This is a genomic window from Microvirga sp. 2TAF3, assembly GCF_052114965.1.
Lineage (GTDB): Bacteria > Pseudomonadota > Alphaproteobacteria > Rhizobiales > Beijerinckiaceae > Microvirga.
Window position 1 is genome coordinate 13,046 of sequence record NZ_JBFRFT010000002.1, and the last position, 24,671, is coordinate 37,716.

The following is a 24,671-nucleotide window of genomic DNA, read 5'->3' on the forward strand; positions in this document are numbered from 1 at the left end:
CAAAAGTGCGTCTCGAATGCGATCCATGACGTCGCTCATGAAAATCCGCGGGGCTAAAGCCTTCCTCAGTCGGCGGACAACAACGCCTCAAGGGCAAGCTCGTAGGAGAGCGGACCGAATCCGCAGATCACGCCCTTTACGACAGGCGCGATCATCGAATGATGCCGGAACTCCTCTCTTGCATGAACATTCGAGAGATGAACCTCGATGACATGCGCCTTGGCACCGGAGATGGCATCGCGGAGAGCGATGGAAGTATGCGTATAGGCGGCTGCATTGAGGATGACCTTGGCGCCTGCCGCACCCGCCTCATGCAGCCATGACACAAGGTCGCCTTCGTTATTGGACTGCCGCAGGACAACCGCCGCACGATCTCCGGCCCGTTCCTTCAGACGCTGCTCGATATCGGCAAGCGTGGTCGATCCGTAAATGCCCGGTTCGCGAGTTCCGAGCAGATTCAGATTGGGACCATTCAGTACGAGGATCTCCGGCACGGCGTTTTTTCCTTTTCTGTATTGGCACTGTTCAACGACGCGGCATGGTGGGATTGGGGGCCAGCCGCGTCTGGGACGCTAGGCGGATCGGCGCATTGACAGCGCCGAAGCCCGTATAGTTTCGGCGCTCGACGATTTCGAAGAAGAAGCCGCCCTCAAGAGCCTTCGTATAGACCTGGAAGTACTCGGAGTTGCCCTCGCGGTCGTAAAGGATGTTGCGCGCCCGCAGTCGCTCAACATTCTCTTCCGAGAGATCTGTCCTTACTTCTAAGTCGTCGTAATAATTCTCCGGAATTGGGAGAAGATCGATCCCGTTGGCGTTGAGTTGCTCGACGGTCGCGAAGATGTCGTCCGTCGCCAGCGCGAGATGCTGAACTCCCGATCCGAAAAGCTCCGTAAGAAAACGGGATGATAGCGTCTGACGGCTCTGCGACGCATTAAGCACCAGCCTGAGCGCGCCGTCTTGTGTCTCGACGGCCTGGCTCTGAACCACACCGCCCGGATCGATCACCGTATTGACGGGCGTCTTCCGCACGTCGAGCAATGACGTGTAGAAGAGAAGCCAAGTCAGCATTTCCTCGTAATGCATCGACTGCGAGATGTGATCGACCACCGTGAGGCCCGCCCCGCCGGACGATCCGCTGGCCGCTGCCGCAGGCTCGAAATCGACGTCCCACAAGCGGTCGAGGCCGCTCTTACGGTCTACGAAATAGAGCAGGCTTCCGCCCAATCCACGAACTGCCGGGATATCGACCTCACCGGGGCCGACGGCTTGCCGGAACGGTTGATCGAGGAGTTTCAGGGCTCTGTCGATGGTCGCAGACGCGTCGTCGACACGTAGCGCAATCGCGCAGACGGAGGTTCCGTGAGTAATATTGAAGGAATGGGCGAAACCCTCCTTGTCAGAGTTCACGACGATATTGATGTCGCCCTGGCTCCACCGGTTTACGGCTTTCGACTTATGAATGCCGGTCTTGGCAAAGCCGAGACCGCCCAGGATCTGCTCGAACGCAACCGCCGTGCGCTCATCTGCGGCGAACTCGATAAACTCCACCCCCGAGCACACCGCCTTCGGCGGCAGGTTAGGCAGGTTCGGGAGGCTCGCTCCCGTCTTTCGGCGGAGCTCGTCGAGCATGACGATGAGCGAGCGCTGTCCATCAACCGCGACGCTGCGGGCGGAACCCGCACGGAAGCGATCGTTGAAGATCTCAAGGGAAAGAAGCCCATCGAAACCGGTCGCCTGAAGAACAAGCATGAAATCGTCGACGGGAAGATCGCCCTGCCCCGGAAAGCAGCGGTAATGACGGCTCCACGAGAGATAATCCATATCGAGCTTTGGCGCGTCGGCCATCTGCACGAGGAAGATGCGGTCCTTCGGAATGGAGCGGATCGCAGATAGATCCGTCCCGCGCGCAAGCACGTGGAAACTGTCGAGCACGAGCCCTACCGCCGGATGATTGGCCCGCCGGACGACTTCCCATGCATCGCGATAGTCGTTGATGTGCCGGCCCCAGGCGAGAGCCTCGAAGCCGACGCGCATCCCGCGCTTGGCCGCCCGCTCGCCAAGTTCATGGAAGTCAGCCGCGGCCCGGTCGATGCCTCCGAGCGAAGCCTCGGAGACGTTGCTGCAGACCATCAGGAGGTCGCAGCCAAGCTCCTGCATGACGTCGAATTTTCGCTCGGCCCTGGCAAAGACCTTCGAGCGCTGAGGCTCCGGCATTCCTTCAAAGTCGCGGAAGGGTTGGAAGGTGATCGTCTTGAGACCGAGATCCTCGATCATCCGCCGCGCCTCAGCCGGAGTGCCGTTGAACGACAGGAGATCGTTTTCGAAGATCTCAACACCCTTGAACTGAGCGGCCGCGATGGCTTCGACCTTCTCGGTCAGGGTGCCGCTCAAACAAACGGTGGCGATAGCAGTTTGCACGATCTTTCCTCCTGAACCGAACCCCGATTGCCTGTCACGCCCCGGGGCGAATTTTTCTGCAAAATCTTCATGCAGTCTGGGCTTGTCTTCAAGACGCTGTTCGTTTTATAAAAATTTGTTCGTAAGGCGAACGATGCCATGAGCAGCAAGACCGAGACGGTGCAATCTTTCGCGAGAGGACTCGATGTCCTGCGCAGCTTCGGCGGGGAGCGCCGTCGACAGACGATCACCGACGTGGCCGAGCGAACGGGCATGACCAGGGCGGCTGCGCGCCGCTTTCTGTATACCTTGTGCGAACAGGGCTTCGCCCGCACCGACGGCAAGTATTTCGAACTCACGCCGGCTGTCCTGGAGATCAGTCACGCGTATCTGTCCAGCGTCTCCGAGCTCGAGAGCATCCGTGACATCCTTCATGATCTCACGCGCGAACTGGATGAATCGGCATCCGCCGCGATGCTCGATGGCAGCGATATCATCTACGTCGCGCGGTCGCCGGCCCGCCACCGCATCATGACGATTGGCCTTGCCGTGGGAACACGCCTTCCCGCGCACGCAACCTCGATGGGGCAAATCCTCCTCGCGCAGCTTTCTCATAACGAGCTTGAGCGCTTCTTCAGTCGCACCAAACTCGAGGCCCTCACGGACCGTACGATCACCGACAAGGAAGTCTTGAAGGAACGCCTGCGGCAGGTGCGTGCCCAGGGCTATGTCGTGGTGTCCGAAGAGCTCGAACTTGGTCTTCGGGCGATTTCGGTGCTCGTCGAAGGCCGGTCTCCGACGCGCCTTGCATTGAACATTTCCGCGCAGGCGGCTCGCGTTTCGGAAGCGCAGATGATCGAGGCCTACCTCCCTCCCCTGCGCCGGGCGGCTCGTCAGATCCAGCTTAGCATTCAGCAATGACCGGCGGCGCGTTTGCGCACTTGGCCGGCTCGGCTCACGCCGTCGCGATGGGCTCCTCAATGGACCCTCCGAGGAAGAGCTGCGCAATCCGCGGGTCCTTGAGGATCGCGGCTGCCTTGTCGACGATGCGGGTCTGCCCGAGCTCAAGCACGATGCCATAATCGGACATTTCCAGCGCGGAGCGGGCGTTCTGCTCGATCATGAGAGTCGACACGCCCTTTGCGCGCTGTTCGAGAAGGATCTGGAACGTTTCCTGCACCATCATGGGCGAGAGGCCGATGGAGGGCTCATCGATGAGAATGAGTTTCGGATCCAGGAGAAGCCCGCGCACGATCTCCAGCTGCTTCTGCTCGCCTCCCGAGAGCGTGCCCGCCTGGTGGTTCGCCTTCTTGCGGAGAGCTGGAAAGCGGTCGAGGGCTGCCTCGATGCGGGCGGGCATATCGGTAATAGACGAGCCCGCCGCGACAGCGCCGAACTCGATATTGTGCCGCACCGACATTTCCGGGAAGATATTGCGCCCTTGCGGCACGTAGCAGATACCGGCTTCGAGCAGCCGGCGCGGCGTCCAGTTCGTCACGTCCTGGCCGTTGAAACGGACCGAACCGGTCCGCGCCGGAAGCATCCCGAAAATCGTCTTGAATACGGTCGACTTCCCCGCGCCATTGGGACCAATGACCGTTGTGATCGACCCGCGGGGGACATCGAAAGTCGTGCCGTTGAGGATCGTCATCCGGCCATAGCCTGCGACAACGTCCCGGACTTCCAGAATCGGGTTAGTGTCCAAGGTACGCCTCAATCACTTTAGGGTTGCTGCGGACGATTGCGGGAGCCCCCTCGGCCAGGACCTTGCCTTCCGCCAACACCAGAACGCGGGTGCACAGCGACATGACGAAGTCCATGTTGTGCTCGATGACGACGAAGGTCGCGCCCTGCTCGACATTGATGGCCCGGAGACGCTCCTTGAGATTCGCCAGCATGGTCAGGTTCACACCGCCAGCGGGTTCGTCCAGGAGGACGAGACGAGGTCCGCCCATGAAAGCCATCGCGGCGTCGAGGAGCTTCTGCTGCCCATAAGAAAGGCCGCCCGCCCGCTCGTTTGCCAGATGACCGAGCTTGAAAAAGCCGATCATCTGATCGGCAGCCGCGCCTAGCCCTGCATCAGGCGCGCCGAAAAGGCGGGAGAGCATCGTGCCCTTATGCTCCTGTCCCGCCAGGATCAGGTTCTCGCGGACGCTGAGCTGAGGAAATACCTGCAACAGCTGAAAGGTCCGGCTGACGCCGAGGCGGTTCAGGTCGCAGGCCCGCATACCGGTCGTCACGCGCCCGTCGACCTTCACCTCGCCTTCGGTCGGTTGCAGCTGGCCCAGGATACAGTTGAACAGGGTGGATTTACCGCAGCCATTCGGGCCGATGATGCCGAGGATCTCGCCCTCATGCACCTCGAAGGATACGCCATCGACCGCCGTGATGCCACCGAAGCGCTTCCGGATGCCCTGGACTTCGAGAACGGGCTTCATTGGGCTGGCTCCGTAAGGGTGGGTTCAGCGGCGGCCCGAGCCGCCGAGGCCGCGCGCGTGCGGCGGTCGCTCAGGTAACGATCGAGGATGCCGAGGATTCCAGACGGCGAGTAGACGAGAAGCGCCATCACGAACAACGCATAGATGATCAAATAAAGTCCCTGCGTGAAGCGAAGCCATTCGGGCAGAAGTACGGCGATGAGCGCACCGAGGAAGGGGCCGAAGAAGAAGCCTGAGCCGCCGACGATCACCATCATCAGAAGGTTGAGCGACAATGCGAGTGTGAACGGGGTCGGATCGACATATTCCACAAGCGGCGCATAGAGCACGCCCGAAACGCCGCCGAGCGCGGAACCTATCGCAAAGGCCATGAGGATATAGCGCCGCGTGTCCACGCCGAGCGAAAGCGCCCGGATCGGGTTTTCGCGCAAGGCAAGGAATGCCCGCCCCCAGGGAGATCGTATCAGCCACCAGGTCAGGGCCGTAACGACGCAGAGAGAGGCAAGACAGAGATAGAAAAATGCCGCCGGCTTATCCGTCGAAATGCCGAAGATCGTCGGGCGCGGAACATCGGTGATGCCGGAAATGCCCCCGGTCAGCCAATCCTCGTTGCGAAAGACCAGATAGGCCAGAGTCGAGAATGCCAGCGTGACGAAGGCGAGGTAATGGTGCTGGACGCGCAGAGCCGGATATCCGAGAAGCCAGCCAAGCACGAAGCATAACACGACCGCCAGAGCGAGTGCCGCAATGAGGGGCCATCCCTGCGTGGTCAAGAGAGCCGCGGAATAGGCGCCGACCCCAACGAATGCACCCTGCGCGAGAGAGACCTGGCCCGCATAGCCGAGAGTCAGATTGAGCCCAATCGCCGCAATCGTCATCACGGCCCACATGCTCAGGATGTAGATCCCGTAGCGGTTCAACGCCATCGGTGCAGCGATGAGGAGAACCAAACCAATCGCGAGACCGACGGCAACGAGGACATTGCGTGAGGTCGTCATACTGTGCGCTCCTCGGCTCGGCCGAAAAGTCCTTGCGGCCGGAAGAGAATGACTGCGATGAGGAGGAAGAGCGGAATCGCGTCGCGATACTGCGTTGAGATGTAGGCCGCCGCCAGGTTCGAGACCACGCCGAGCAGAAGCCCGCCTGCAATGGCCCCCCGCACCTGATTAAACCCTCCCACGATTGCCGCGATGAAGGCGGCCTGGCCCAACACTTCGCCTGACGAGAACTTGGCAAGGTAGATCGGTGTCACCAGGAGCGATGCGAGCGCAACGAGGCCCGCATTGATGAGGAAGGTGTACAGGATCATGCGTTCGACGGGGATGCCGAGAATGCGGGCAACAGCCGGGTTCTGCGCCGCGGCCTGCATCTGACGGCCCGTCGAGGTTCCGGTCAGCAGGAGCTGAAGGGCAGCCACCGCGAGGATCGCGACGATGAGGACACCGATGCTTTGCAGCGAAACGACGGTGCCGAACAGGTTGATATCCGTTGCCGGGATGATCGACGGGAAAGGTTGCGCTTCCGCCGAGAAGAGATCTTTCACCCCTTCCTTGATGAAGATGGACAGGGCCATGGTGGCTATGGCGAGCGGTAGAACACCGTGGCGCAACATGGGATCGACGAGTAGCCGCTTGAAGCCATAGCCGAGCACGAGCAACGATACGGCAACGCCGAACAGAATGCCGACCCAGAACGGCAGCCCGACATTGACGGCTGCCAACATGAAGAATGCCGGAGCCATGACGAACTCGCCCTGGGCGAAATTGATCGTCTGGGAGGTTTGCCAGAGCAAAGTGAAGCCGATTGCAATCAGCGCATAAATCGCGCCTGTCGCAAGTCCGGCAATGATCAGATTGATAAAGTTCGACATGAATCGCGCTCCCGGTTGGGGTCGGCCTGAGGGCCGACCCCGCGCGTCTTCTTATGACCGCGGCTCAGTTGCTCGCGGACTTTCCTAGCTTCGGAAGAACTTTCTTCACGACCTGTTTGCCGTTCTCGACCTCGACGAGAAAGCTCTGACGATCGATGTCACCCTTGTCGTCATAGGTGACTTCCATCAGAATTCCGGGCTCCTGCTCGGGCGTGATCGTCATGCCGTGCAAGGTCTTGGCGAAGTTCGCCTGATCTACCTTGCCCATCTTCTCGGTCACGGCCTTGACGATATAGACCGAGAGGTAGCCCTTGATGCCGTTATGATCGGGTACGTAGTTGTAGCGCTCCTTGAAGCGATCCCTGAACGCCTGGATCGCCGGCACTGGTGCATCGGTGGTCAGACCGACATGCCCCCGAGCGCCATTGGCGGCATCGCCCGCGAGCTCGATGACCTTCTGGCCCGTCAGCGTCGTTTCGCCGATCAGCGGCGCCTGCACATTCTGACGGCGAAGCTCCTTCAGGATACGCGCGCTCTCGTCCTCATTGAGGTAGATAAACACCGCATCGGGATTTGCCGCCTTGATCTTGCCGACATCCGCCGCGAAATCCGCCTGCCCCGACTCCGTGGAAAGGTCCGCGACGACCTTCACGCCGCGCTCGGCGAAATCCTTGCTGATCACATCGCGACCGCCTTTACCGAAATCGTTGTTCACGTAAACGATCGCAACGGTCTTCGCCTTCAGGTCGTCGGCAATGTATTTGGCCACTTTCGGCATGCTCGACTGTCCGCCGAAGGAGGTACGGAAGACATATTCATTGCCGGCCTGCGTCAGATCGGCCGCTTCGCCACCCATGATCTCCGCGATCCCCGCTTTCTTGGCCAAGGGCGCCGTCACCTTGATGGAGCCGGAATAACCGGGGCCGAGAAGGACATAAGGATTGTCGTCGAGAGCCTTTTGAACCTGCGCGCGGGCCACGCCGGGATTCGACTGGGAATCGGCATGAGTGACCTCGAGCTTGCGTCCGAGCACGCCACCCTTCGCATTGATCTCCGCCACGGCGAGATCGATTCCGTTTTTCCAGTTGGTGCCGACGGTGGCTCCCGCACCGGACAATTCGGCCACATCCGCCAGCTTGATCGGCGGTCCGGATTGCGCATAGGCCGCGCTGCTAAGCCCCGTGGCGATCAGAAGGGCGACTTTCAGGACGTTCATCGACGTTTTCTCCCTAACAAGAAAGTTGTTTTAGTGGTTCTTCAAAGGGGACGTTCGGCCCTCAGGCCGCCGTTGCCCGGGATGCGCGTTCCTCCATCACAGCATCGAAAGCAGCGCTCACGGCCTCACGAGACGCTTCCACGCCCGTGAAGAGTCTGAACGCATCAAGCCCCTGGAAGATCGCGAGTTCTCGGCCTGTCATGACTTGGGCACCGCGCTGTCGCGCGCCCCCCAGGAGCGGCGTCCACAGCGGAGTGTAGACTGCGTCGGCGACCCACATATCGGCGGTGATCAGCGACAAAGGCACGGGCGTATCGCGATTGGGAAGCATACCGACCGGCGTGCCATTGATGAGGCCTCCAGCCCCCGCGACAGCCTCTTCCACGGTTGCGCAGATGCGCGCGCCTGCACTTGCCGGAAGACTTGCGAGCAAAGCTTCCGCCTTCGCAGAGTCGCGTTCGACGATGCGAATTTCGGGAACGTTCTGCCTCGCCAATGCAAAGGCGATAGCCTTGCCGACTCCGCCGGCGCCGACCAGCGCCACCGGTCGGGTCTGCGCCGCCGCAATGACTTCGGCGAGCGCCCGCTCGAATCCGGTCGTATCCGTATTGTAACCGACGAGCCGTCCATCCCGGACCACAACGGTGTTCACGGCGCCGATCGCGGCTGCTTCCGGAACGATCTCGTCGAGAAGCGGAAGGACCGCTTCCTTGTAGGGGAACGTGATGTTTACGCCGGCGAAACCAAGCCGTCGCACGCCCTCGAGCATGAGCCGAAGGGCCTTGTGATCCGCACCGGCCACATCGATGAGGTGGTAGAACGCTTTGAACCCGGCAGCCGCGGCAGCAGCCTCATGCATGGCCGGCGAAGCCGAACTCTTGATCGGTGAGCCGATCAAACCAAGCAAAACGCGGCGTTTTTCCAGAGGCGGCATTGGACCCTCGGCGCTACTTCCCTAAAGTTATCTTTATTGTTGAGGAATTCATACTCGAACAAAAGAGTGAACGCTATGCGAACCTTGTTCGTTATACGAACAAATTAGTGATCGCCTCATTTGAGTAACGGGCCAGCGACGATCTATTCGTTGGGGTTAGGAAAGCTCGACAATTCCGCCGGTCCGTGCGGCCTCGTGGATGGCAAGTGTCGTCTCGAGCGTGCGCATGGCCCCTCTCCCGTCGAGCAAGGGCGCGGACTGACCTTTTACCACCTGGCAGAAGTGGTGCATCTGGAGGGTAAGCGGATCCTCTTCAGGGACGATCTGCCGCTCACACGCGATTGGCGACCACCACCCCCGCTCTCCCTCATGCCACCATGCGTCGAGACGCGGCACGGTCACGGAGCCTTTGGTCCCGGCGATAAGGTAGCAGAACTGATCCGTGTGCGGATAAGCCTTGTTCTCGCCTGCCGTCAGCTCCCAGCTCCAGGGGGCTGCCGCGGCATCGGAAATTGAAAGCGTTCCAAGTGCGCCATTGCAGAAATGCAGGAGAATGGCTGCCGTGTCCTCGACCGGGAAGCCGCGGGCGGCATTCGATGTCACGGCTTGAACGCGAGCGATCTCGCCACACAGGTTGCGCAGATCGTCGATGACATGGATGAGGTTAATCAGGACAACGCCACCGCCGGGCTCGCGGCGCCACGCGACGTCGAAATAATCCTTGGGTTTCAGGAACCAGCACAGGCCGTTCACGACTGTGACCTGACCCAGCCGGCCGGAATCGATGATTGCTTTCGCTCGCTGAATCAGAGGGCTGTGACGCCGGTGATGACCGACGAGGATGGGGATGTTCGCCTGCTCGGCCGTGACTACAAGCTCCTGCGCGCTTTTCACATCGTCCGCAATCGGCTTCTCGACCAGGATCGGCACGCCCGCGCGGACGCATGCCAAGCCGCCCGACACATGAAGCTGATTGGGAGTGGCGATGACGGCCCCATCTGGCTTGTCGGCGGACAGCATGGCCTCGACATCGGGAAACCAGGGCACGCCCAGCGAAGCGGCAAGGTCGTTTCCGGCCGCCGATGGATCGACGAGAGCGGAAAGGATGGCCTCCGGCTCCTCCATGACGCGCTTGATATGAGCCAGGCCGATCAGGCCAGCGCCGACAATGGCAAGACGAACAGGTTGCGTCATGAATTCCCCCTGACGGTAGACCACTAATCGATGGGTCGGCCTTTCATGCCAGCAAGCACCCGCAGGGCCGCGTCGCGGGCCCGACGAGCCACCTCCTCGGGGCCGACGTCTCGTGTGAGTTCTTCCATTGGTACCTCCAAGGCGACCGGTATCTCGGACGGGAGATGACGCAGGATGCCGCCGAGATCGATCCCGCCCTCCCCCGGCAATAACCTCTCCGATCGCGCGGTGTAGATGAGCCCCTCGGTCGTGGTGGGCTGTTCTGCCGGTGCGTCGCACAGATGCACGAAGGGCAATCGCGCGGCAGGTATGCGGGCCAGTTCTTCGAAGGTGCTATCGGAACGGTCGAAATGCAGTGCATCGACAAGAATGCCGGTATTTTCACGGCCTGCGGCGTCGACGATCCATGTCGCCTTGTTCAGGTTCGGCACTACGGTCCAAGGGAAGAACTCCAGGATCGCGCTGAGGCCGTATCGTCCCGCAAGATCGGCAATGGCACCGAAGCGTTCTGCCAGCCGACCGAGATCGGGATCGTAGGGAGCCGTGATGACATGACGGGCGCCGAGTTCCGCGCCGGCCGCCATGAACGGCTCGAGGGCCGCCACATCGATATCAGGGGTGATCTTGATGAACTCGATATCGAGCACTCCGACTCCCGTGTCGGCCATCGCGGCCTTCGTCTCGCGCATCATCGTCTTGTCGGCCATGAGCGGATAGCCTGGGCTTTCCGCATTCACGGCGATGAGGCGCAGGCCCACGAAACGATAGCCGGTTCGAGCCGCAACCCTGACCATCCCCGGAGGCGGCAGCGAGAGCACGGTCAGGTGAGCCAGAGAGAAATCCCGGTTCATAACGTTTTAGTCACCTGCGATTCCATGATAGCAATCCGGCAACGGTGCGATGGGGATGGAGCATGCCTATGCGGCAGGCGCAGCGAAGGTTCTGTTCGGACGATAGCATTCGTTGACGTGATCTGCGATCCCAAGCAACTTACCGAGTGTCCTTCCACGGGGCTCTCATGAATCCGAGTGAACCGATTGCCTTGTCGCCTGGAGGAGTTCCATGATCCTGGTCTGCGGTGAAGCCCTGATCGACTTGTTTATCGGAGCGGATTCCCCGGCTGGACTTCCGGCCGAAGCTGTGGCTGGCGGCTCGCCTTTCAATGTCGCGATAGGGCTCGGTCGCCTTGGTCGCTCCGCTGCATTCCTGTCGACTCTGTCGGAGGACGCTTTCGGCACCTTTCTTACGAACCGGCTCATGGAAGCCGGAGTGAGCTCCACTTACCTGCGGCGCTGCGTGAACCGTACGACCTTGAGCGTGGTCGCCACGAGCGCGACGGGCGAACCGCATTATTCCTTTTATGCCGAGGAAAGTGCGGATCGCGCTCTCAAGCCGGATGCCCTTCCCTCGGAGCTGCCAGCGGAGGTTTCCGCTATTGCTGCCGGCTCCTATGCGCTCGGTGTCGAGCCGATCGCAAGCGCCATCGAGACCTTGCTCCGCCGGGAAGCCGGACCGCGCGTGATCTCTCTCGATCCTAATGTAAGGCCCCGGGTGCTCGGCGATGTAGGGGCTTTCCGCCAGCGCTTCGAGCGCCTCCTGGCCCATGCCACGATTATCAAGGCGAGCGACGAGGATATCGAGCTGCTCTATTCCACGCGAGATCTCGTTTCCGTCGCACGAGTCTGGCTCGCCCAAGGCCCGAAACTCGTCATCGTCACCCGCGGTGCGGATGGCCCCTTGGCTGTGTTCGGCAACTCCATCGTGGAGCGCCCCGCACCGCAGGTCGATGTGGTGGATACGGTGGGCGCGGGAGACACCTTCCACGCCGCTATCCTTGGATGGCTGGACGCGGGCGGGTTTCTCACTCCGCAATGCGTTGCCCAGTTGAATGACGATCAGGTCACGGCGGCCCTCGACTTCGCGGCAGCGGCAGCGGCTATCGTTTGCACCAGACGCGGTGCGAACCCGCCCACATGGGACGAGGTCATGGACTTCGTGGCAATGAGAGCCTCGCAGGCTGGATTGCAGGCACTCGACTCTGGAACTCACGATGCAAAACGCTCAGCCTAGCCTTCCCCCTCTCGGTTCGCCCTGGCGCAGCCGGCCCGTACATCGGCAATGGCTTGCCGATCAGGCAAATGGCCTGTTCGATTTCTTTCAGTACCGGAGTATCAATCCGGCCGGCGGATTCTTGAATCTTGATCGCAGCGGGCAGCCGCTGGATGCCGCTAATCCCGTTCGCCAGATTCACAGCACCACCCGCATGGTGCATTGCTTTGCCATCGGCGCTTTGCTGGGACGGCCCGGCTGTGATGTGATTGTCGATCACGGCATGGAGTTCATCTGGAACAGCCACCGGGACACGAGACATGGCGGCTATGTCTGGTCGCTGGATGATGACGGACCGCGCGACGACACGAAGCAGGCGTATGGACACGCCTTTGTCCTGCTTGCGGCTTCAAGCGCGAAGGTCGTCGGACATCCGCTCGCAGACCGCGTTCTGGAGGACGTGACCGACATCCTCAAGCGGCATTTCTGGGAGGATCGATACGGAGCCGTGGCCGAAGAATTCGCCCGCGACTGGACACCACTGAGCCAGTATCGCGGGCAGAATTCCAATATGCATCTGACGGAAGCGCTGATGGCGGCGTTCGAGGCAACCGAGGACAGATCCTATCTCGATAAGGCTGAGCGCATCGCAAGTCTCATTATCGGCCGTCATGCAGCCGGGCTTGAATATCGCGTTGCCGAGCATTTTCATTCCGACTGGACCTTGGACCGGGATTATCGCGGACATGACATGTTCCGCCCCTATGGCACGACGCCCGGCCACTGGCTCGAATGGGCAAGGCTGTTGCTTCAACTGTGGGTTCTCGGCGACAAGCGCCATGACTGGATGCCCGAGGCGTCGCGAATGCTGTTCAAGCAATCGATCAATCGGGGATGGGACAGGGAAAGAGGTGGATTTTTCTACACGCTCGACTGGGACAACAGGCCAGTTCAGCGACAGAAACTCTGGTGGCCCTGTGCCGAGGCCATCGGCGCGGCATCCTTTCTCTGCGAGCACGATCCGAGCCCCGTCCACGAATCCTGGTATCGACACCTTTGGGGCTTCGCCGCTCATCATCTGATCGATCATGAATACGGCGGCTGGCATCCGGAATTGTCGGAAGATCTTCGGCCCGCTGGAACCCTGTTCAAGGGCAAGCCCGATATCTATCATGCCTTGCAAGCATGTCTGATCCCCCTCTTCCCGGAAACCGGAAGCCTCACCCGGGTTATCACGCAAGGGAACCATCCTGTCGCGGGTTAGGCTTCGGGATCGACAAAGAGCCTGATTGTCTCACGACCACGTGGAGGCGGGGCGACTTGGGCTGCTGGCGAAAGTCGCGAGCTATGGACCAACCTTCCCTGCCCCTTGCGCATCGTTCGGGGAACGGCCGAAGCGGCTTTCCAGCCAATCGACTGCAAAGGCGGTGATGGCGGCAGCTTCGACCGTCGTGGCCGGTGCATCGCCGATATGGCCCTGCACGCCCCGGCCCATCGCGAGAAATTCCGCCACGAGCGTGGTGAAGTAATCGTCGCCGAGACCGGAAACGACGGGAAGCGAAGTCTCGAACTCCTCCGCCATGCGCCACTGCGTGCCGGATTTCGTGGCGAAGGGCACCTCGTAGCGCCGGATACGCTTGCCCGGGATGCGTGCCAAGTGCTCGGCATGGTGGAGCAGAGTCATGGTATCGAAAGGCGCTCCGATCATCAGGACCTTGCCACGCGCTGCGACAAGCTTCGCGAGGGGCGAACCTTCGCCATATCCATAATCCAGAGGGTGATCGGACGTGATCCAATCCGCCTTCGCGCCGACCGCCGCGACCGATGCCGCCGGATTGCCACTGCGCCGGGCACTAGGCCAAGTGCGAAGGAACTCCGCCAACACACCATTGTCCCGCGCGGCGCGGGAGACTCCTGCATCATATGGCGGAATATGCTCGCGCCACTCAGCCGGAACGTGCCCCTCCTGATCCAGGAGTTCGTCATAGCAGGCATCCCAGTCGGTATAGGCGAGGATCGTGCCATCGGGACCTGTCGTATCGAGAAGCGCGCCGATCAGGGCGTCGGGACCGTTCAGCAAACGTCCGACCCGGCTCACGGCCGCATGGGCCATCACGATATCCCCGGGATTGACGCCCAGGCGCCTGATATCCTCCCGCAGCGACGCGCGGGTCCTAAAGAGTGCTGCATCCGTCACGTCATCGCCCTCATCTTCACCTTTCGGGCCATTGAGAGATAAGTCCTAATCGCGTCACCGCAACCGTAGAGCTTTGCGTATAATCAAGGACAAGCCTCAATTCCGGGCTTTGGATGACCGCAGAGCAGGGGACGGCCGGCATTGCCACTGCCCATTCCAGCGCCGGCGCGGAGCATACGATGATCAGGGATATTGTGGTTCATTTGGATGGAAGCCCGGAAGACGAGCTTCGTCTGGAGCATGCCGAGGCCATCGCGGCCACGACCCAGGCCCATATAACAGGCCTCTTCACAAATCCCCTCCCCGATCTTGCGACCTTGACGCCGGTCGATGGCGGCGCCGCAGCCGCACAGGTGCTTGCCGACCTTGAGGAGGAAGCCCGAGATAACGGCGATCGTGTTCAACAGCGCCTCTCGGAGCGTTTCTCCCGCCTCTCCGTGCCCAACGAGATCCGCCGGCTCGACGGTACCCTCGATCAGCTCGCTGACTATGCCGCATCCGAAGCACGCCGGGCCGACCTCTTCGTGGCGATGCGCCCTTATGACGGCGACGGCGCGATGCAATGGGACGACCTTTTCGAGGCGGTGCTTTTCGAGAGCGGGCGCGGCATCTACGTCGTTCCCCCCGGGAGAAAACCTTCCGATGTTGTCCGGCGCATCCTCGTGGCCTGGCGCGACACCCGCGAAACGGCGCGCGCGGTTGCCGAAGCGGCTCCCTTCATCGAAAAGGCCACCCGCACGGACGTCCTCGTCGTCGACCCGAAGACGGAGATCGCTGGCGGCCAGCCCGCGCCCGATATCGACCTCGCGCGGCATCTCGACCGGTATGGAACCAATGTGGAGGTCAGTCTGCTCGAAAGCGGCGGGCGTGCGGTCAGCGAGATCATTCTCGACCAGGCGCGCCGGATGTCCGCGGACGTGATCGTCATGGGCGCCTATGGCCATTCCCGCGCACGGGAATGGATCCTCGGAGGCGCAACACGCGACATGCTGGAGGGCTCCGAGTTCCCGATCCTCATGGCCCATTGAGGCGCAAGAAATCGAGGAAGCGCATGTGGTCTCCTGCCGGCGACTGGTTCAGCAGACACGCCGCTCATCCGCCCCTTGCAGAGGCAATCGGTGGAAGCGACTTTTGGAAGCTTGCGAACAAAGATCTGCTTGCGCGCCTCGATACACCCAAAGCAGGCTTGAGTTCCGATGAAGCAGGACGCCGTCTCCAGGGCTACGGTCCGAATCTCACGGTCGGGCCGCAGCGCCGGAACGTGCTCGCCAAGATCGGCCGGCGCCTCGTCGAACCGCTCGTCGCCATCCTGCTCGCCGCTGCGGCTGTATCGGGCCTGACCGGCGACTGGCCGAGCTTCTTCATTATTCTTGTCATCGTCGCACTCTCCCTGTTCCTCGATGTCTTCCAGGAACATCGGGCAGAGGCCGCCGCGGACGCCTTGAAACGCTCCGTGGCGATCAGGGCGGATGTCTACCGGGACGGCAAGGTGGTGTCGGAGCCGGTTGAAGCGCTCGTTCCGGGCGATCTCGTGGAACTCAAGGCGGGCGATCTCGTGCCTGCGGATGGAGTCGTTCTCGCAAGCCAGGGCGCCCATGTGAACGAGGCCCTGCTGACCGGCGAGCCCTACCCGGTCGAGAAACGGCCCGGACCCTGCGCCGGCGAGACTCCGGCCGATGCCTTCAACGGTCTGTTCGGAGGCACTTCGGTCGTCAGTGGCGAGGCGACCATGCTGGTGGTGGCGACCGGAGCGACAACCCGTTTCGGCGGTATCGCGGCGGCGCTCCAGTCCAACGAACCGCCGAGCGCTTTCGAGCGGGGAATCCACCGGTTCGGCATCCTCATCGTGCGGCTGACGAGCTTTCTCGTCCTCTTCGTCCTCCTGACGCAGCTTGCCTATGGCCGGCCGGCCATGGAATCCTTCCTGTTCGCCGTGGCGCTGGCGGTCGGTCTCACGCCGGAACTCCTGCCCATGATCATGACGGTGACGCTCTCACGCGGCGCGGTGCGCATGGCTCAGCGCAAGGTCGTGGTGAAGCGGCTTTCGGCCATCCATGACCTGGGAGCCATGGACATCCTGTGCACCGACAAGACGGGAACGCTGACCGAGGCCCGCATTACCGTCGTCGCACATCCTGGACCGGACGGGACGGATTGCGAGCGTGTGATCGAGCTTGCCGCCGTGAACAGCCGTTTCGAGACCGGCGTGCGAAGCCCACTCGACGACGCCATCCTCGCCCATACGGCGGAGCATCCGCTGACCGGCTGGACGAAGCTCGCCGAGGTGCCGTTCGACTTCGAGCGCCGCCGGGTTTGTGTTCTGGCGGAGCGCGACGGCAAGCGGATGGCGATCGTGAAAGGCGCACCCGAGGAAATCCTGGCTCAATGCGTCGAAGTCGAAATGAATGACGGCACCGTGCGGTCGATGGATGCCGCGCTCCGCCAGAACCTCGATGCCTTGCACGCATCGCGCGCGGCCGAAGGTTTCCGGCTTCTCGGGGTTGCCTGGAAGCGGATTCCGTCCGATCGTGCCATTCTTCAGCCTGACGATGAAAGCGATCTCGTCTTCGTCGGATATTGCGTGTTTCTCGATCCGCCCAAAGCCTCGGCAACGGACGCCATCGCCAAACTCGGCGCTGCCGGAGTTCGGATCAAGATCATTTCTGGGGACGCCGAGGCGGTGGTACGCCACCTTGTCGAGGTTCTTCGGCTGCCGGCCAAGGGCCTTCTCACAGGGGCGCAGATCGGTGCGCTCCCGGATACGGCGCTCGTGGCGCGGGTGGACAATGTCGATCTTTTCGCGCGCATCTCGCCGGACCAGAAGACCCGGATCGTACGGGCGGTGCAGGCGCGCGGGCACATCGTCGGCTTCCTGGGGGACGGCATCAACGACGCGCCGGCGATCCGCGCCGCCGATGTCGGCCTCTCGGTGGACGGAGCGACGGATGTCGCCCGCGAGGCGGCAGACATGATCCTCCTGGAGCACGATCTCAGGGTCCTGCACGACGGTGTCGCGGAAGGACGGCGCACTTATGCCAACATCATCAAATACGTGCGTATGGGGACAAGCTCCAATTTCGGCAACATGCTGTCCATGGCCGCGGCTTCCCTCTTTCTGCCGTTCCTGCCGCTGACGCCGGTGCAGGTTTTGGCCAATAACCTGCTCTACGATCTCTCCGAGACGGGTATTCCCTTCGACAACGTCGATGCTGAAGAAGTTGCGGCGCCTCATTCGTGGAACATGCGCGAGGTCTTGCGGTTCACGCTTGTCATGGGCCCGCTCTCCTCGGTGTTCGACCTCGCGACCTTCGCCATGCTGCGTCTCTGGTTCGATGCCGGCGTCGAGGCTTTCCGGACAGCCTGGTTCATCGAGTCCATCGCCACGCAGATCCTGGTGATCTTCATCATCCGTACGATCAAGCCGGCATGGGCGAGCCGTGTCGATCCGGTGCTTCTGGCCACCTCGCTCACGGCCTTGGGGGCAGCCCTGATCCTTGGGCTGACGCCGCTCGGCTCGGTGCTCGCCTTCGTGCCGTTGACGCTCGGTATCGGAGTGGGAATCTTTGGGCTGGTGATCGCCTATCTGGGCACCGCCGATATCGTGAAACCTTACGCTATCCGCAAGCGTTCCGCCTTGCCGTAGGCGGTGCGGCGTTCCAGGCCTCGCCGGCAGAGCGGCAACCGCTCCCGAAGCGCGATCATCCTTTTGATAGAAATCATGGTTGTGCCTTCAAGGGAGACGAAGATCTCCTCATTGGAGATGAAGTCGTGGAGAGTCGCGATGACCATGCTGGCGGAAGTCCCCCCTCCCCTGAAACGGCTCTTCGAGCGGCTCGATTTCGCGTTGCAGCCGAAGCGACAGGCATTGACCCTTCTCCTCTCACATTGGGCGAACAGGCGCGGGAGTGCTATCGCTCCCCGTCCGGAGGATATCGACTTTGCCCCGATCGAGGAGCAGGAAGGCCCCGTGGCGTTTACTTACAGGGTTGGCGACAAGGGGCGCGACTACTCTCTGATGTCGGGCGGGAAGGCTCTTGAGCCTTTGCTCGGCTCCTGTGAGCCCGGTTCTGGCCTGATGGATGCCCCTCACCCGCGAAATGCCGTACGCCTGCGGCGGTTGTTCGAGACCGTGCGCCGGACTGGCGAGCCGGTGGTGGCCGAGTTCACGCTCACCGAGCATGGTCTGGATGTCGCGCGCGTCGAGATCGTTGCGGCTCCCCTGTCTGATCAGGGGAGCAATGTCGATGCCATTCTCGGCGGCGTTGCAATCCGGCCGGTGGGCGAATCCCGCTATCTGCAACGCCTCCATCTGGAACACCCCCATCCGAGTCGACGAGAAGCCTTCGGTCCGGTCGTGTTCGCCCTCGGGGCGAGCCGCGCTTTCGGCGAGCGCGTGGGACGCTACTTGGATCTTCCTCTCGCAAGTTTGGAGGAACGCGATTTCGAGGATGGCGAGCACAAGACAAGGCCACTGGTCTCTGTCCGGGGCTGCGATGTCTACGTGATCCACAGCCTCCATGGCGACAGGATGCAGAGCCCGAACGACAAGCTCTGCCGCCTCCTTTTCTTCATCGGAGCGTTGAAGGATGCAGCGGCAGCTCATGTCACGGCTGTCGTGCCGTATCTCTGCTATGGCCGCAAGGATCGCCAGACAAAGGCTCGGGACCCCGTCACGACCCGTTACGTCGCCGAGCTTTTCGAGGCTGTCGGCACTGATCGGGTGATCACCATGGAGGCGCACAACGTGGCCGCCTACCAGAACGCATTCAGGTGCGACACCGAGCATCTCGACGCGAACGGGCTTTTCGCCTCGTATTTCCTCCCCAAGATCGGGGGTGAGCTCGTTGCCGTCATATCCCCGGATTTAGGGGGGGCGAAACGGGCGGAAGCCTTCCGGGAAAGACTGGAGAAGATGCTTGGACGTCCTGTCTCAAAGGGATTCATCGACAAGCATCGCAGCATGGGACAGGTCACCGGTGAGATATTCGCCGGCGAAGTGGACGGGCGTATCGTGATCGTCATCGACGATTTGATCAGCACCGGTACGACAATGGCGCGGGTCGCAACCGCCTGCAGGGCCCATGGTGCGAAACGTATTTATGTCGCCGCTACCCATGGCCTGTTCACAGGCGGCGCGGAAGCGCTCTGGCGCGAGCCTGCGATCGACGAGGTCGTCGTGACGGACACGATCCCGCCGATGCAGATCGACCCGGCAATTGTGCGGAATCGGTTGGTCGTGATCGATGCCGCCGAGATATTCGCCGAGGCTATCGAGCGCTGCCATGATGGTGGTTCGATTACCGAACTGCTTACGATTGACACGGCAGAGTCCCATCGAGGCCCGCACTGAGCGATCTGCTTCCCTTTGTCTTGGAAGGCTTGTTCCATGCTCGTCGGCGATCAGAGCGAGACGATCCGCTTCCTCAAGAAAGTTTCGCCAGCTGACGGATCGGAGGTCGAACTCGTCTCGACCCATGCCTCGCTCATTTTTCTAGCGAGGGATCGAGCGCTCAAGCTCAAGCGCGCGGTACGCTACCCGTATCTCAACTTCTCGTCTCCGGAAAGACGCCTCGCCTGCTGTCGGGCCGAGCTCGAACTCAACCGGCGAACGGCGCCTCAGCTCTACCTCGCCGTTCGCACCATCACGCGCGAAGCCGATGGGCGTCTCGCCTTCGATGGCGCGGGAACCCTTGTCGACGCCGTCGTCGAAATGCGCCGGTTCAGCCAGGAAAACCTGTTCGATACCATGGCTCAGAAGGGAGCCTTGACACCGCAACTCATGACGGACCTTGCCCGGCAGATTGCGAAATTTCACAAAAGTGCCGCCATCAGTTTCACGCATGGAGGCGTCGCAGGAATTTCCGCTGTGCTCGATATCAACGATCGGGCGCTTCGAGGCATATCGCTGGTCACCGCCGAAGAGGCACGGTCATTCGCGGCTTCGTTCCGGCAAGCCCTCATCCGACATTCGGATCGGCTCGAAGCGCGGCGCAGGGCGGGCAAGGTCCGGCGGTGCCATGGAGACCTGATCCTCCGTAATATCTGTCTGATCGACAGCTTGCCCACCCTGTTCGATTGCCTTGAGTTCAATGAGGACCTAGCGACCATCGATGTTCTCTACGATTTGGCCTTTCTGCTGATGGACCTGTGGCACCGGGATCAACGCGAACTCGCCAATATCGTCTTCAACCGCTACCTCGACGAATGCGAGGAGATGGACGGATTGCCGCTCCTGCCTTTTTTCATGGCGATCCGTGCCGCTGTCCGGGCACATGTTACGGCGACGCAGGCCCTCGATGCAGCGGGGGACGCAGCAGGAGTTCTCCTGACCGAAGCGCGGGCGTATTTCGGCCTCGCAACCTCCCTGCTCAGTCATGTGGATCCGCTTCTCCTTGCCGTCGGTGGCTTCAGCGGATCGGGCAAGTCGACGGTCGCGTCCCTCGTCGCACCGCATATCGGCCCGGCACCCGGGGCGCGGACCCTCAACAGCGATCGCATCCGCAAGCGTGTGCATGGCGTTCGCGCGGAGGAGCGCCTGCCGGAATCGGCCTATCGGCCGGAAATTTCGGAAATGGTCTACGAGACCTTGCGGCGCGAGGCCGCGGAGGTTCTCACGATGGGAAGCGGCGTCGTGATCGATGCAGTCTTCGATCGTCCTGACGAACGCCGAGCCATCCAGAACGTGGTGGCGGCGGCCGGCATCCCGTTTCACGGAATCTGGCTTGAAGCGCCGACGGAGACGCTCCTCTTGCGCATGGAGGCGCGACGAAGCAATCCGTCGGACGCAACCGCCGAAGTGCTGGCCGCCCAGCTTCGGCGTGACATCGGTGAGATCGTCTGGCAGCGCATCGATGCATCGGGCGATCCGGCAGAAACCCGGCGGACGATCCTTGCCTCACTCAGCATCCCGTCCTGACGTGTAACCCAAGGCTCTCGATCCGGATACGGCCGCAGGCGATAAAGCCTTGCTGGCGAAAACCGCCTGCCCTGTTCCCATAGCGCAACGGCTGGCCGTCAGGGGCGATAACGTGTCCGCCTGCGGCCGCCAGAATGGCGTGCCCGGCAGCCGTATCCCATTCGCAGGTCGGGTTCAGGCGCGGGTAGATATCCGCCTCGCCCTGCGCAATGAGGCAGAATTTCAAGGATGAACCCATCGCGCGGCATTCGGTGATCGGCAGGCGGCTGAGATAGTTTTCCGTGGCCGGGTCGAGATGAGAGCGGCTGATGAGCGCGACGAGGCCGGAGGGAGGCGGTATTCGCGCAGTGATCCGGCGAGCCTTGGCTATGGCTGCAAGGGATGCTCCCGGAGCAACCTTGACGGTGTGGCTCTCCTTGTCGGAAAACCACAACCGCTCCTGCAGAGGAGCATAAATCGCGCCCGCGACGGTACGCCCGTTCAGGACAAGGGCCAGGTTGACCGTGAACTCGCTGCCATGGGTCATGAATTCCAGTGTGCCGTCGAGGGGATCGACAAGGATGAATTGGGGGCCGATGACCGGCGCAGGACCGGTCGCCATGCACTCCTCGGCAATGACGGGGATTCCGGGAAACAGCGCAGCAAGCCGCTGCATGATCAAGCGTTCGGATGCGAGGTCCGCTTCCGTAACAGGTGAAGCATCCGCCTTCCACGCCGTGGAGAACCCGCGCCGATAGATCTCCATGATCGGCTCTCCGGCCGCAACGGCGATCTGCGCGAGAAGCAAGGCAGTGACATCGAAGGACACGCGCAATCGATTAGCATGCGGGCAAGCGGACACGTTGCGGAAAATCAAGGCCGTCTGACAGGATCCGGTATGATGAGCCATCATTCCGTGATGGAGCGTCTGAACACGCGCGGCAATGCCCTGTTCACCGACCTGTACGAACTCACCATGCTGCGGGCGTATTTCGAACGCGGCATGGCCGAGCAGGCCGTCTTCAGTCTGTTCGTGCGAAAATTGCCCCCGAACCGCAACTACCTCGTGGCATGTGGCCTGGGAGACCTCCTCGACGCCATGGAAGCCCAGCGCTTTACGAATGATGACATCGCCTACCTGTCCTCGCTGGACATGTTTCCTGAACCCTTCCTCCAGTGGCTGAAGGCATTCCGTTTCACCGGCGATATTCACGCCGTCCCGGAGGGGACACCCATCTTCGCCAATGAGCCGATCCTCGAAGTGATCGCTCCCATCGCGGAAGCGCAACTGATCGAAACCCTGGTTCTCAACCAGATCGGACTTCAGACCATTCTGGCCTCCAAGGCCGCCCGTATGGTCCATGCCGCTCAGGGCCGGCCTATCGTGGATTTCGGCGGACGGCGGGCGCAAGGGATCGATGCGGCCATCAAGGGAGCGCGAGCCTTCTACGTGGCCGGGATTTCGGCAACCTCCAATGTCCTTGCCGGAAGGATTTATGGAATTCCGGTCGCCGGAACGATGGCCCATAGCTTTATCGAAGCTTTTCCGCGCGAAATGGAGGCCTTCCGTATCTTTGCGGAGGTTTTCCCGGAGACGACCCTGCTGGTCGATACCTATGACACGCTCGATGGTGTAAGGAAGGTCGCCGCGTTCGCACGCTCGCTTGGATCTTCGTTTCGCGTGCAAGCTATCCGGCTCGACTCGGGCGACCTTCTGGGCCTCGCCAAAGGAGCGCGCAGCATTCTCGACGACGCCGGTTTGTCCCACGTGAAGATTTTTGCGAGCGGTGGGCTCGACGAGAACGAAATTCAACGGCTCGTCGCGGCCGCTGCGCCTATCGATGCCTTCGGCGTCGGCACGCAGATGAGCGTGGCCGCGGACGCGCCTGCCCTCGATATCGCCTACAAGCTCACGGAATATGCCGGAACGGGCCGGATGAAATTCTCGACCGGCAAGCGCACCCTGCCCGGCCGGAAGCAGGTGTTCCGGGAATATCGGGATGGGACGGCGATCCGCGACACGATTGCCCGATGGTACGAAGCGTTGCCGGGAATGCCGCTCCTCACGCCGGTGATGGCCAGAGGCCAGCGGATCGAGGAGCGCACCGCGTCACTTCCCGTCATCCGGACCTATGCCATAGATGCCGCAAGACGATTGCCCGAGAGGTTGCGGAATCTCGCTCCGGCTGCTCCTTACGAGGTCACTGTCAGTCCGGCTCTCGATGCCTATGAGCGTGAAACACGCGCCGACATCGCGGCCGGTATGGCCGGAGACCTGGAGGGATAAGCGGAAATCCCCAAAGCACGTCTATTCCTCTGCCAGGGCGTCTTCGGCAAGCCGCAGGTAGCGGGCTGCGAGCGGTTCCCATTTCGCGGGCTCCCGCGGGATCGGGTCGAGCAGATGGGCGAGCGTGAGTCGCGCCCGCAACACCGCACGAAACGCCACGTAGAGCCTGACGAGGCGGTCCGGAGGGCGAACCCCGAGCCGACCGCCAACCAGGTCCATCAGAGCCGGACCGATCCAGGAATGCCCCAGAAGCGCGCATTCCATGCCGAGGAAGGCGAGTTCGTCGAAGGGATCGGCCTGTCTCAGTTCCCGATTGAATTCCAGGCAATCGAAGATCGCGATCGGATCGGTCAGGCAGATATGTTCGGGCTTGAGATCGCCATGTCCATCGACGACCTGACCGAACCGCACCCGCTCTTCCAGGAGAGCACGGTCCTCGGCGAGAGCGTGCTCGAGCCGGTCCAGGATCACCGGAACACATCCATGGTCGACCGCGAAGGCGCGGCAGGTCAGCACCGCCCGGTTCGTGGCCTGCTCCCTGACGAAGCGGTCGGCATAAGTGTCAGGGGTGATCGCGGCCCGCTCGGCATGTGCGTAGAAGGACGCCAGGACATCCGCCAGCCGGTCGAGATCCCTATCGGTCACGAGCCCCCGCGTGAGCATGCGGTCGAGCATGCGGCTATCGGGCAGCCGGCGCATCGAAACGAGCCAGTCCACGATCTCGCCTTCGCCATCGAGCGTGAGGTGGCCCTCGGGCGTGCGCTTCAGGGCCACCACGCCATGATAGGTATTCGGGGCAAGCCGGGCATTGAGACGCACCTCCTCCTGGCTGTTCGCTTCGCGGGCTGCAAGCGTTGAGAAATCCAGCTGTGGAGAGCGGACGGGCTTCTTCAGCTTGAAGACCTGCTCGCCCACGAGGAAAACCCATGACATGTGGGTCTCCTTGACCAGAACTTCGCGCGGACGATGCGGGTAGGCGGCCGGCCTGCGCAGGAACTGCACCTTCTCGTCTATCGCGATGCTGTCCGGAAACGGGCAAGAGGCAAAAGCCATCGGTCCACATCCAATGGATCGGCACTCCAACGGCGGCACGAAGGCGCGATCATCGGAATGGCGTGATGCTTTCCGCCTAATCAGCGAACCTTCCTTGGCGGCGTCGTTGCGAAATATCAAAGCGTCTCACGTCGCGCTTGG

The 24,671-nt window shown here is 61.8% G+C and carries 21 protein-coding genes; 8 read left to right on the top strand and 13 right to left on the bottom strand.

The features are described from left to right. Positions 1–65 precede the first annotated feature (65 nt). Positions 66–494 carry a type II 3-dehydroquinate dehydratase gene (aroQ, locus tag AB4Y97_RS02480; protein WP_441997424.1) on the bottom strand — a complete coding sequence of 143 codons (429 nt, stop codon included), beginning with the start codon at positions 492–494 and terminating at the stop codon, positions 66–68. Positions 495–525: 31 nt separating this feature from the next. After that, positions 526–2,418: a bifunctional sugar phosphate isomerase/epimerase/4-hydroxyphenylpyruvate dioxygenase family protein gene (locus AB4Y97_RS02485; protein ID WP_441997425.1), complete on the bottom strand. Its 1,893-nt coding sequence runs from the start codon at positions 2,416–2,418 to the stop codon at positions 526–528. 138 nt (positions 2,419–2,556) lie between these two features. Between AB4Y97_RS02485 and AB4Y97_RS02490 the strand changes: the two genes are divergently transcribed. Continuing rightward, positions 2,557–3,318, top strand: a complete 762-nt coding sequence (locus AB4Y97_RS02490) for an IclR family transcriptional regulator domain-containing protein (protein WP_441997426.1) — start codon at positions 2,557–2,559, stop codon at positions 3,316–3,318. A gap of 34 nt (positions 3,319–3,352) precedes the next feature. Here AB4Y97_RS02490 and AB4Y97_RS02495 read toward each other — a convergent pair whose 3' ends face one another. From AB4Y97_RS02495 to AB4Y97_RS02530, 8 genes are all read right to left on the bottom strand, one after another. Next, positions 3,353–4,048, bottom strand: a complete 696-nt coding sequence (locus AB4Y97_RS02495) for an ABC transporter ATP-binding protein (RefSeq protein WP_441997747.1) — start codon at positions 4,046–4,048, stop codon at positions 3,353–3,355. A 43-nt stretch (positions 4,049–4,091) separates the two neighbouring features. Then, positions 4,092–4,835, bottom strand: a complete 744-nt coding sequence (locus tag AB4Y97_RS02500) for an ABC transporter ATP-binding protein (protein ID WP_441997427.1) — start codon at positions 4,833–4,835, stop codon at positions 4,092–4,094. Continuing rightward, on the bottom strand, positions 4,832–5,833 hold the full coding sequence (locus AB4Y97_RS02505) for a branched-chain amino acid ABC transporter permease (RefSeq protein WP_441997428.1): 1,002 nt from the start codon (positions 5,831–5,833) through the stop codon (positions 4,832–4,834). The genes AB4Y97_RS02500 and AB4Y97_RS02505 overlap by 4 nt, the downstream gene beginning before the upstream one ends. Further along, positions 5,830–6,705, bottom strand: a complete 876-nt coding sequence (locus AB4Y97_RS02510) for a branched-chain amino acid ABC transporter permease (RefSeq protein WP_441997429.1) — start codon at positions 6,703–6,705, stop codon at positions 5,830–5,832. The genes AB4Y97_RS02505 and AB4Y97_RS02510 overlap by 4 nt, the downstream gene beginning before the upstream one ends. 64 nt (positions 6,706–6,769) lie before the next feature. Beyond that, positions 6,770–7,921 (bottom strand): ABC transporter substrate-binding protein, encoded by a 1,152-nt coding sequence (locus tag AB4Y97_RS02515; RefSeq protein ID WP_441997430.1) that lies wholly within the window; start codon positions 7,919–7,921, stop codon positions 6,770–6,772. 61 nt (positions 7,922–7,982) lie between these two features. Beyond that, on the bottom strand, positions 7,983–8,855 hold the full coding sequence (locus AB4Y97_RS02520) for a shikimate dehydrogenase (RefSeq protein WP_441997431.1): 873 nt from the start codon (positions 8,853–8,855) through the stop codon (positions 7,983–7,985). 156 nt (positions 8,856–9,011) lie between these two features. Beyond that, complete coding sequence (locus AB4Y97_RS02525; RefSeq protein ID WP_441997432.1) at positions 9,012–10,049, bottom strand: Gfo/Idh/MocA family protein; 1,038 nt, start codon at positions 10,047–10,049, stop codon at positions 9,012–9,014. A 23-nt stretch (positions 10,050–10,072) separates the two neighbouring features. Further along, on the bottom strand, positions 10,073–10,900 hold the full coding sequence (locus AB4Y97_RS02530) for a sugar phosphate isomerase/epimerase family protein (RefSeq protein ID WP_441997433.1): 828 nt from the start codon (positions 10,898–10,900) through the stop codon (positions 10,073–10,075). A gap of 211 nt (positions 10,901–11,111) precedes the next feature. Here AB4Y97_RS02530 and AB4Y97_RS02535 point away from each other — a divergent pair, with 211 nt between their 5' ends. Together AB4Y97_RS02535 and AB4Y97_RS02540 are read left to right on the top strand one after the other, a co-directional pair. Next, a complete protein-coding gene (locus AB4Y97_RS02535; RefSeq protein ID WP_441997434.1) occupies positions 11,112–12,119 on the top strand; it encodes a carbohydrate kinase family protein in 1,008 nt (335 codons plus the stop codon). Then, positions 12,100–13,362, top strand: coding sequence for an AGE family epimerase/isomerase (locus AB4Y97_RS02540; protein WP_441997435.1), 1,263 nt, complete (start codon positions 12,100–12,102; stop codon positions 13,360–13,362). The genes AB4Y97_RS02535 and AB4Y97_RS02540 overlap by 20 nt, the downstream gene beginning before the upstream one ends. A gap of 81 nt (positions 13,363–13,443) precedes the next feature. Here AB4Y97_RS02540 and aac(3) read toward each other — a convergent pair whose 3' ends face one another. Further along, entirely contained in the window at positions 13,444–14,295 is an 852-nt protein-coding gene (aac(3), locus tag AB4Y97_RS02545; RefSeq protein ID WP_441997436.1) for an aminoglycoside 3-N-acetyltransferase, read from the bottom strand. 179 nt (positions 14,296–14,474) lie between these two features. Here aac(3) and AB4Y97_RS02550 point away from each other — a divergent pair, with 179 nt between their 5' ends. The 4 genes from AB4Y97_RS02550 (at position 14,475) to AB4Y97_RS02565 (ending at position 21,211) form a co-directional block, all read left to right on the top strand. Further along, a complete protein-coding gene (locus tag AB4Y97_RS02550) occupies positions 14,475–15,323 on the top strand; it encodes a universal stress protein (protein ID WP_441997437.1) in 849 nt (282 codons plus the stop codon). 23 nt (positions 15,324–15,346) lie between these two features. Further along, on the top strand, positions 15,347–17,938 hold the full coding sequence (gene mgtA, locus AB4Y97_RS02555) for a magnesium-translocating P-type ATPase (protein ID WP_441997438.1): 2,592 nt from the start codon (positions 15,347–15,349) through the stop codon (positions 17,936–17,938). Between the two features lie 138 nt (positions 17,939–18,076). After that, complete coding sequence (prs, locus tag AB4Y97_RS02560) at positions 18,077–19,645, top strand: ribose-phosphate diphosphokinase (protein WP_441997439.1); 1,569 nt, start codon at positions 18,077–18,079, stop codon at positions 19,643–19,645. 36 nt (positions 19,646–19,681) lie between these two features. Then, positions 19,682–21,211, top strand: coding sequence for an AAA family ATPase (locus AB4Y97_RS02565; RefSeq protein WP_441997440.1), 1,530 nt, complete (start codon positions 19,682–19,684; stop codon positions 21,209–21,211). Here the strand turns inward: AB4Y97_RS02565 and cysQ are convergent. After that, positions 21,195–22,019, bottom strand: coding sequence for a 3'(2'),5'-bisphosphate nucleotidase CysQ (cysQ, locus tag AB4Y97_RS02570; RefSeq protein ID WP_441997441.1), 825 nt, complete (start codon positions 22,017–22,019; stop codon positions 21,195–21,197). The two genes, AB4Y97_RS02565 and cysQ, sit on opposite strands and share 17 nt — an antisense overlap. A gap of 69 nt (positions 22,020–22,088) precedes the next feature. Between cysQ and AB4Y97_RS02575 the strand changes: the two genes are divergently transcribed. Next, positions 22,089–23,477 carry a nicotinate phosphoribosyltransferase gene (locus AB4Y97_RS02575; protein ID WP_441997442.1) on the top strand — a complete coding sequence of 463 codons (1,389 nt, stop codon included), beginning with the start codon at positions 22,089–22,091 and terminating at the stop codon, positions 23,475–23,477. Between the two features lie 21 nt (positions 23,478–23,498). Here AB4Y97_RS02575 and AB4Y97_RS02580 read toward each other — a convergent pair whose 3' ends face one another. Further along, entirely contained in the window at positions 23,499–24,530 is a 1,032-nt protein-coding gene (locus tag AB4Y97_RS02580; RefSeq protein WP_441997443.1) for a hypothetical protein, read from the bottom strand. Positions 24,531–24,671: the final 141 nt, after the last annotated feature.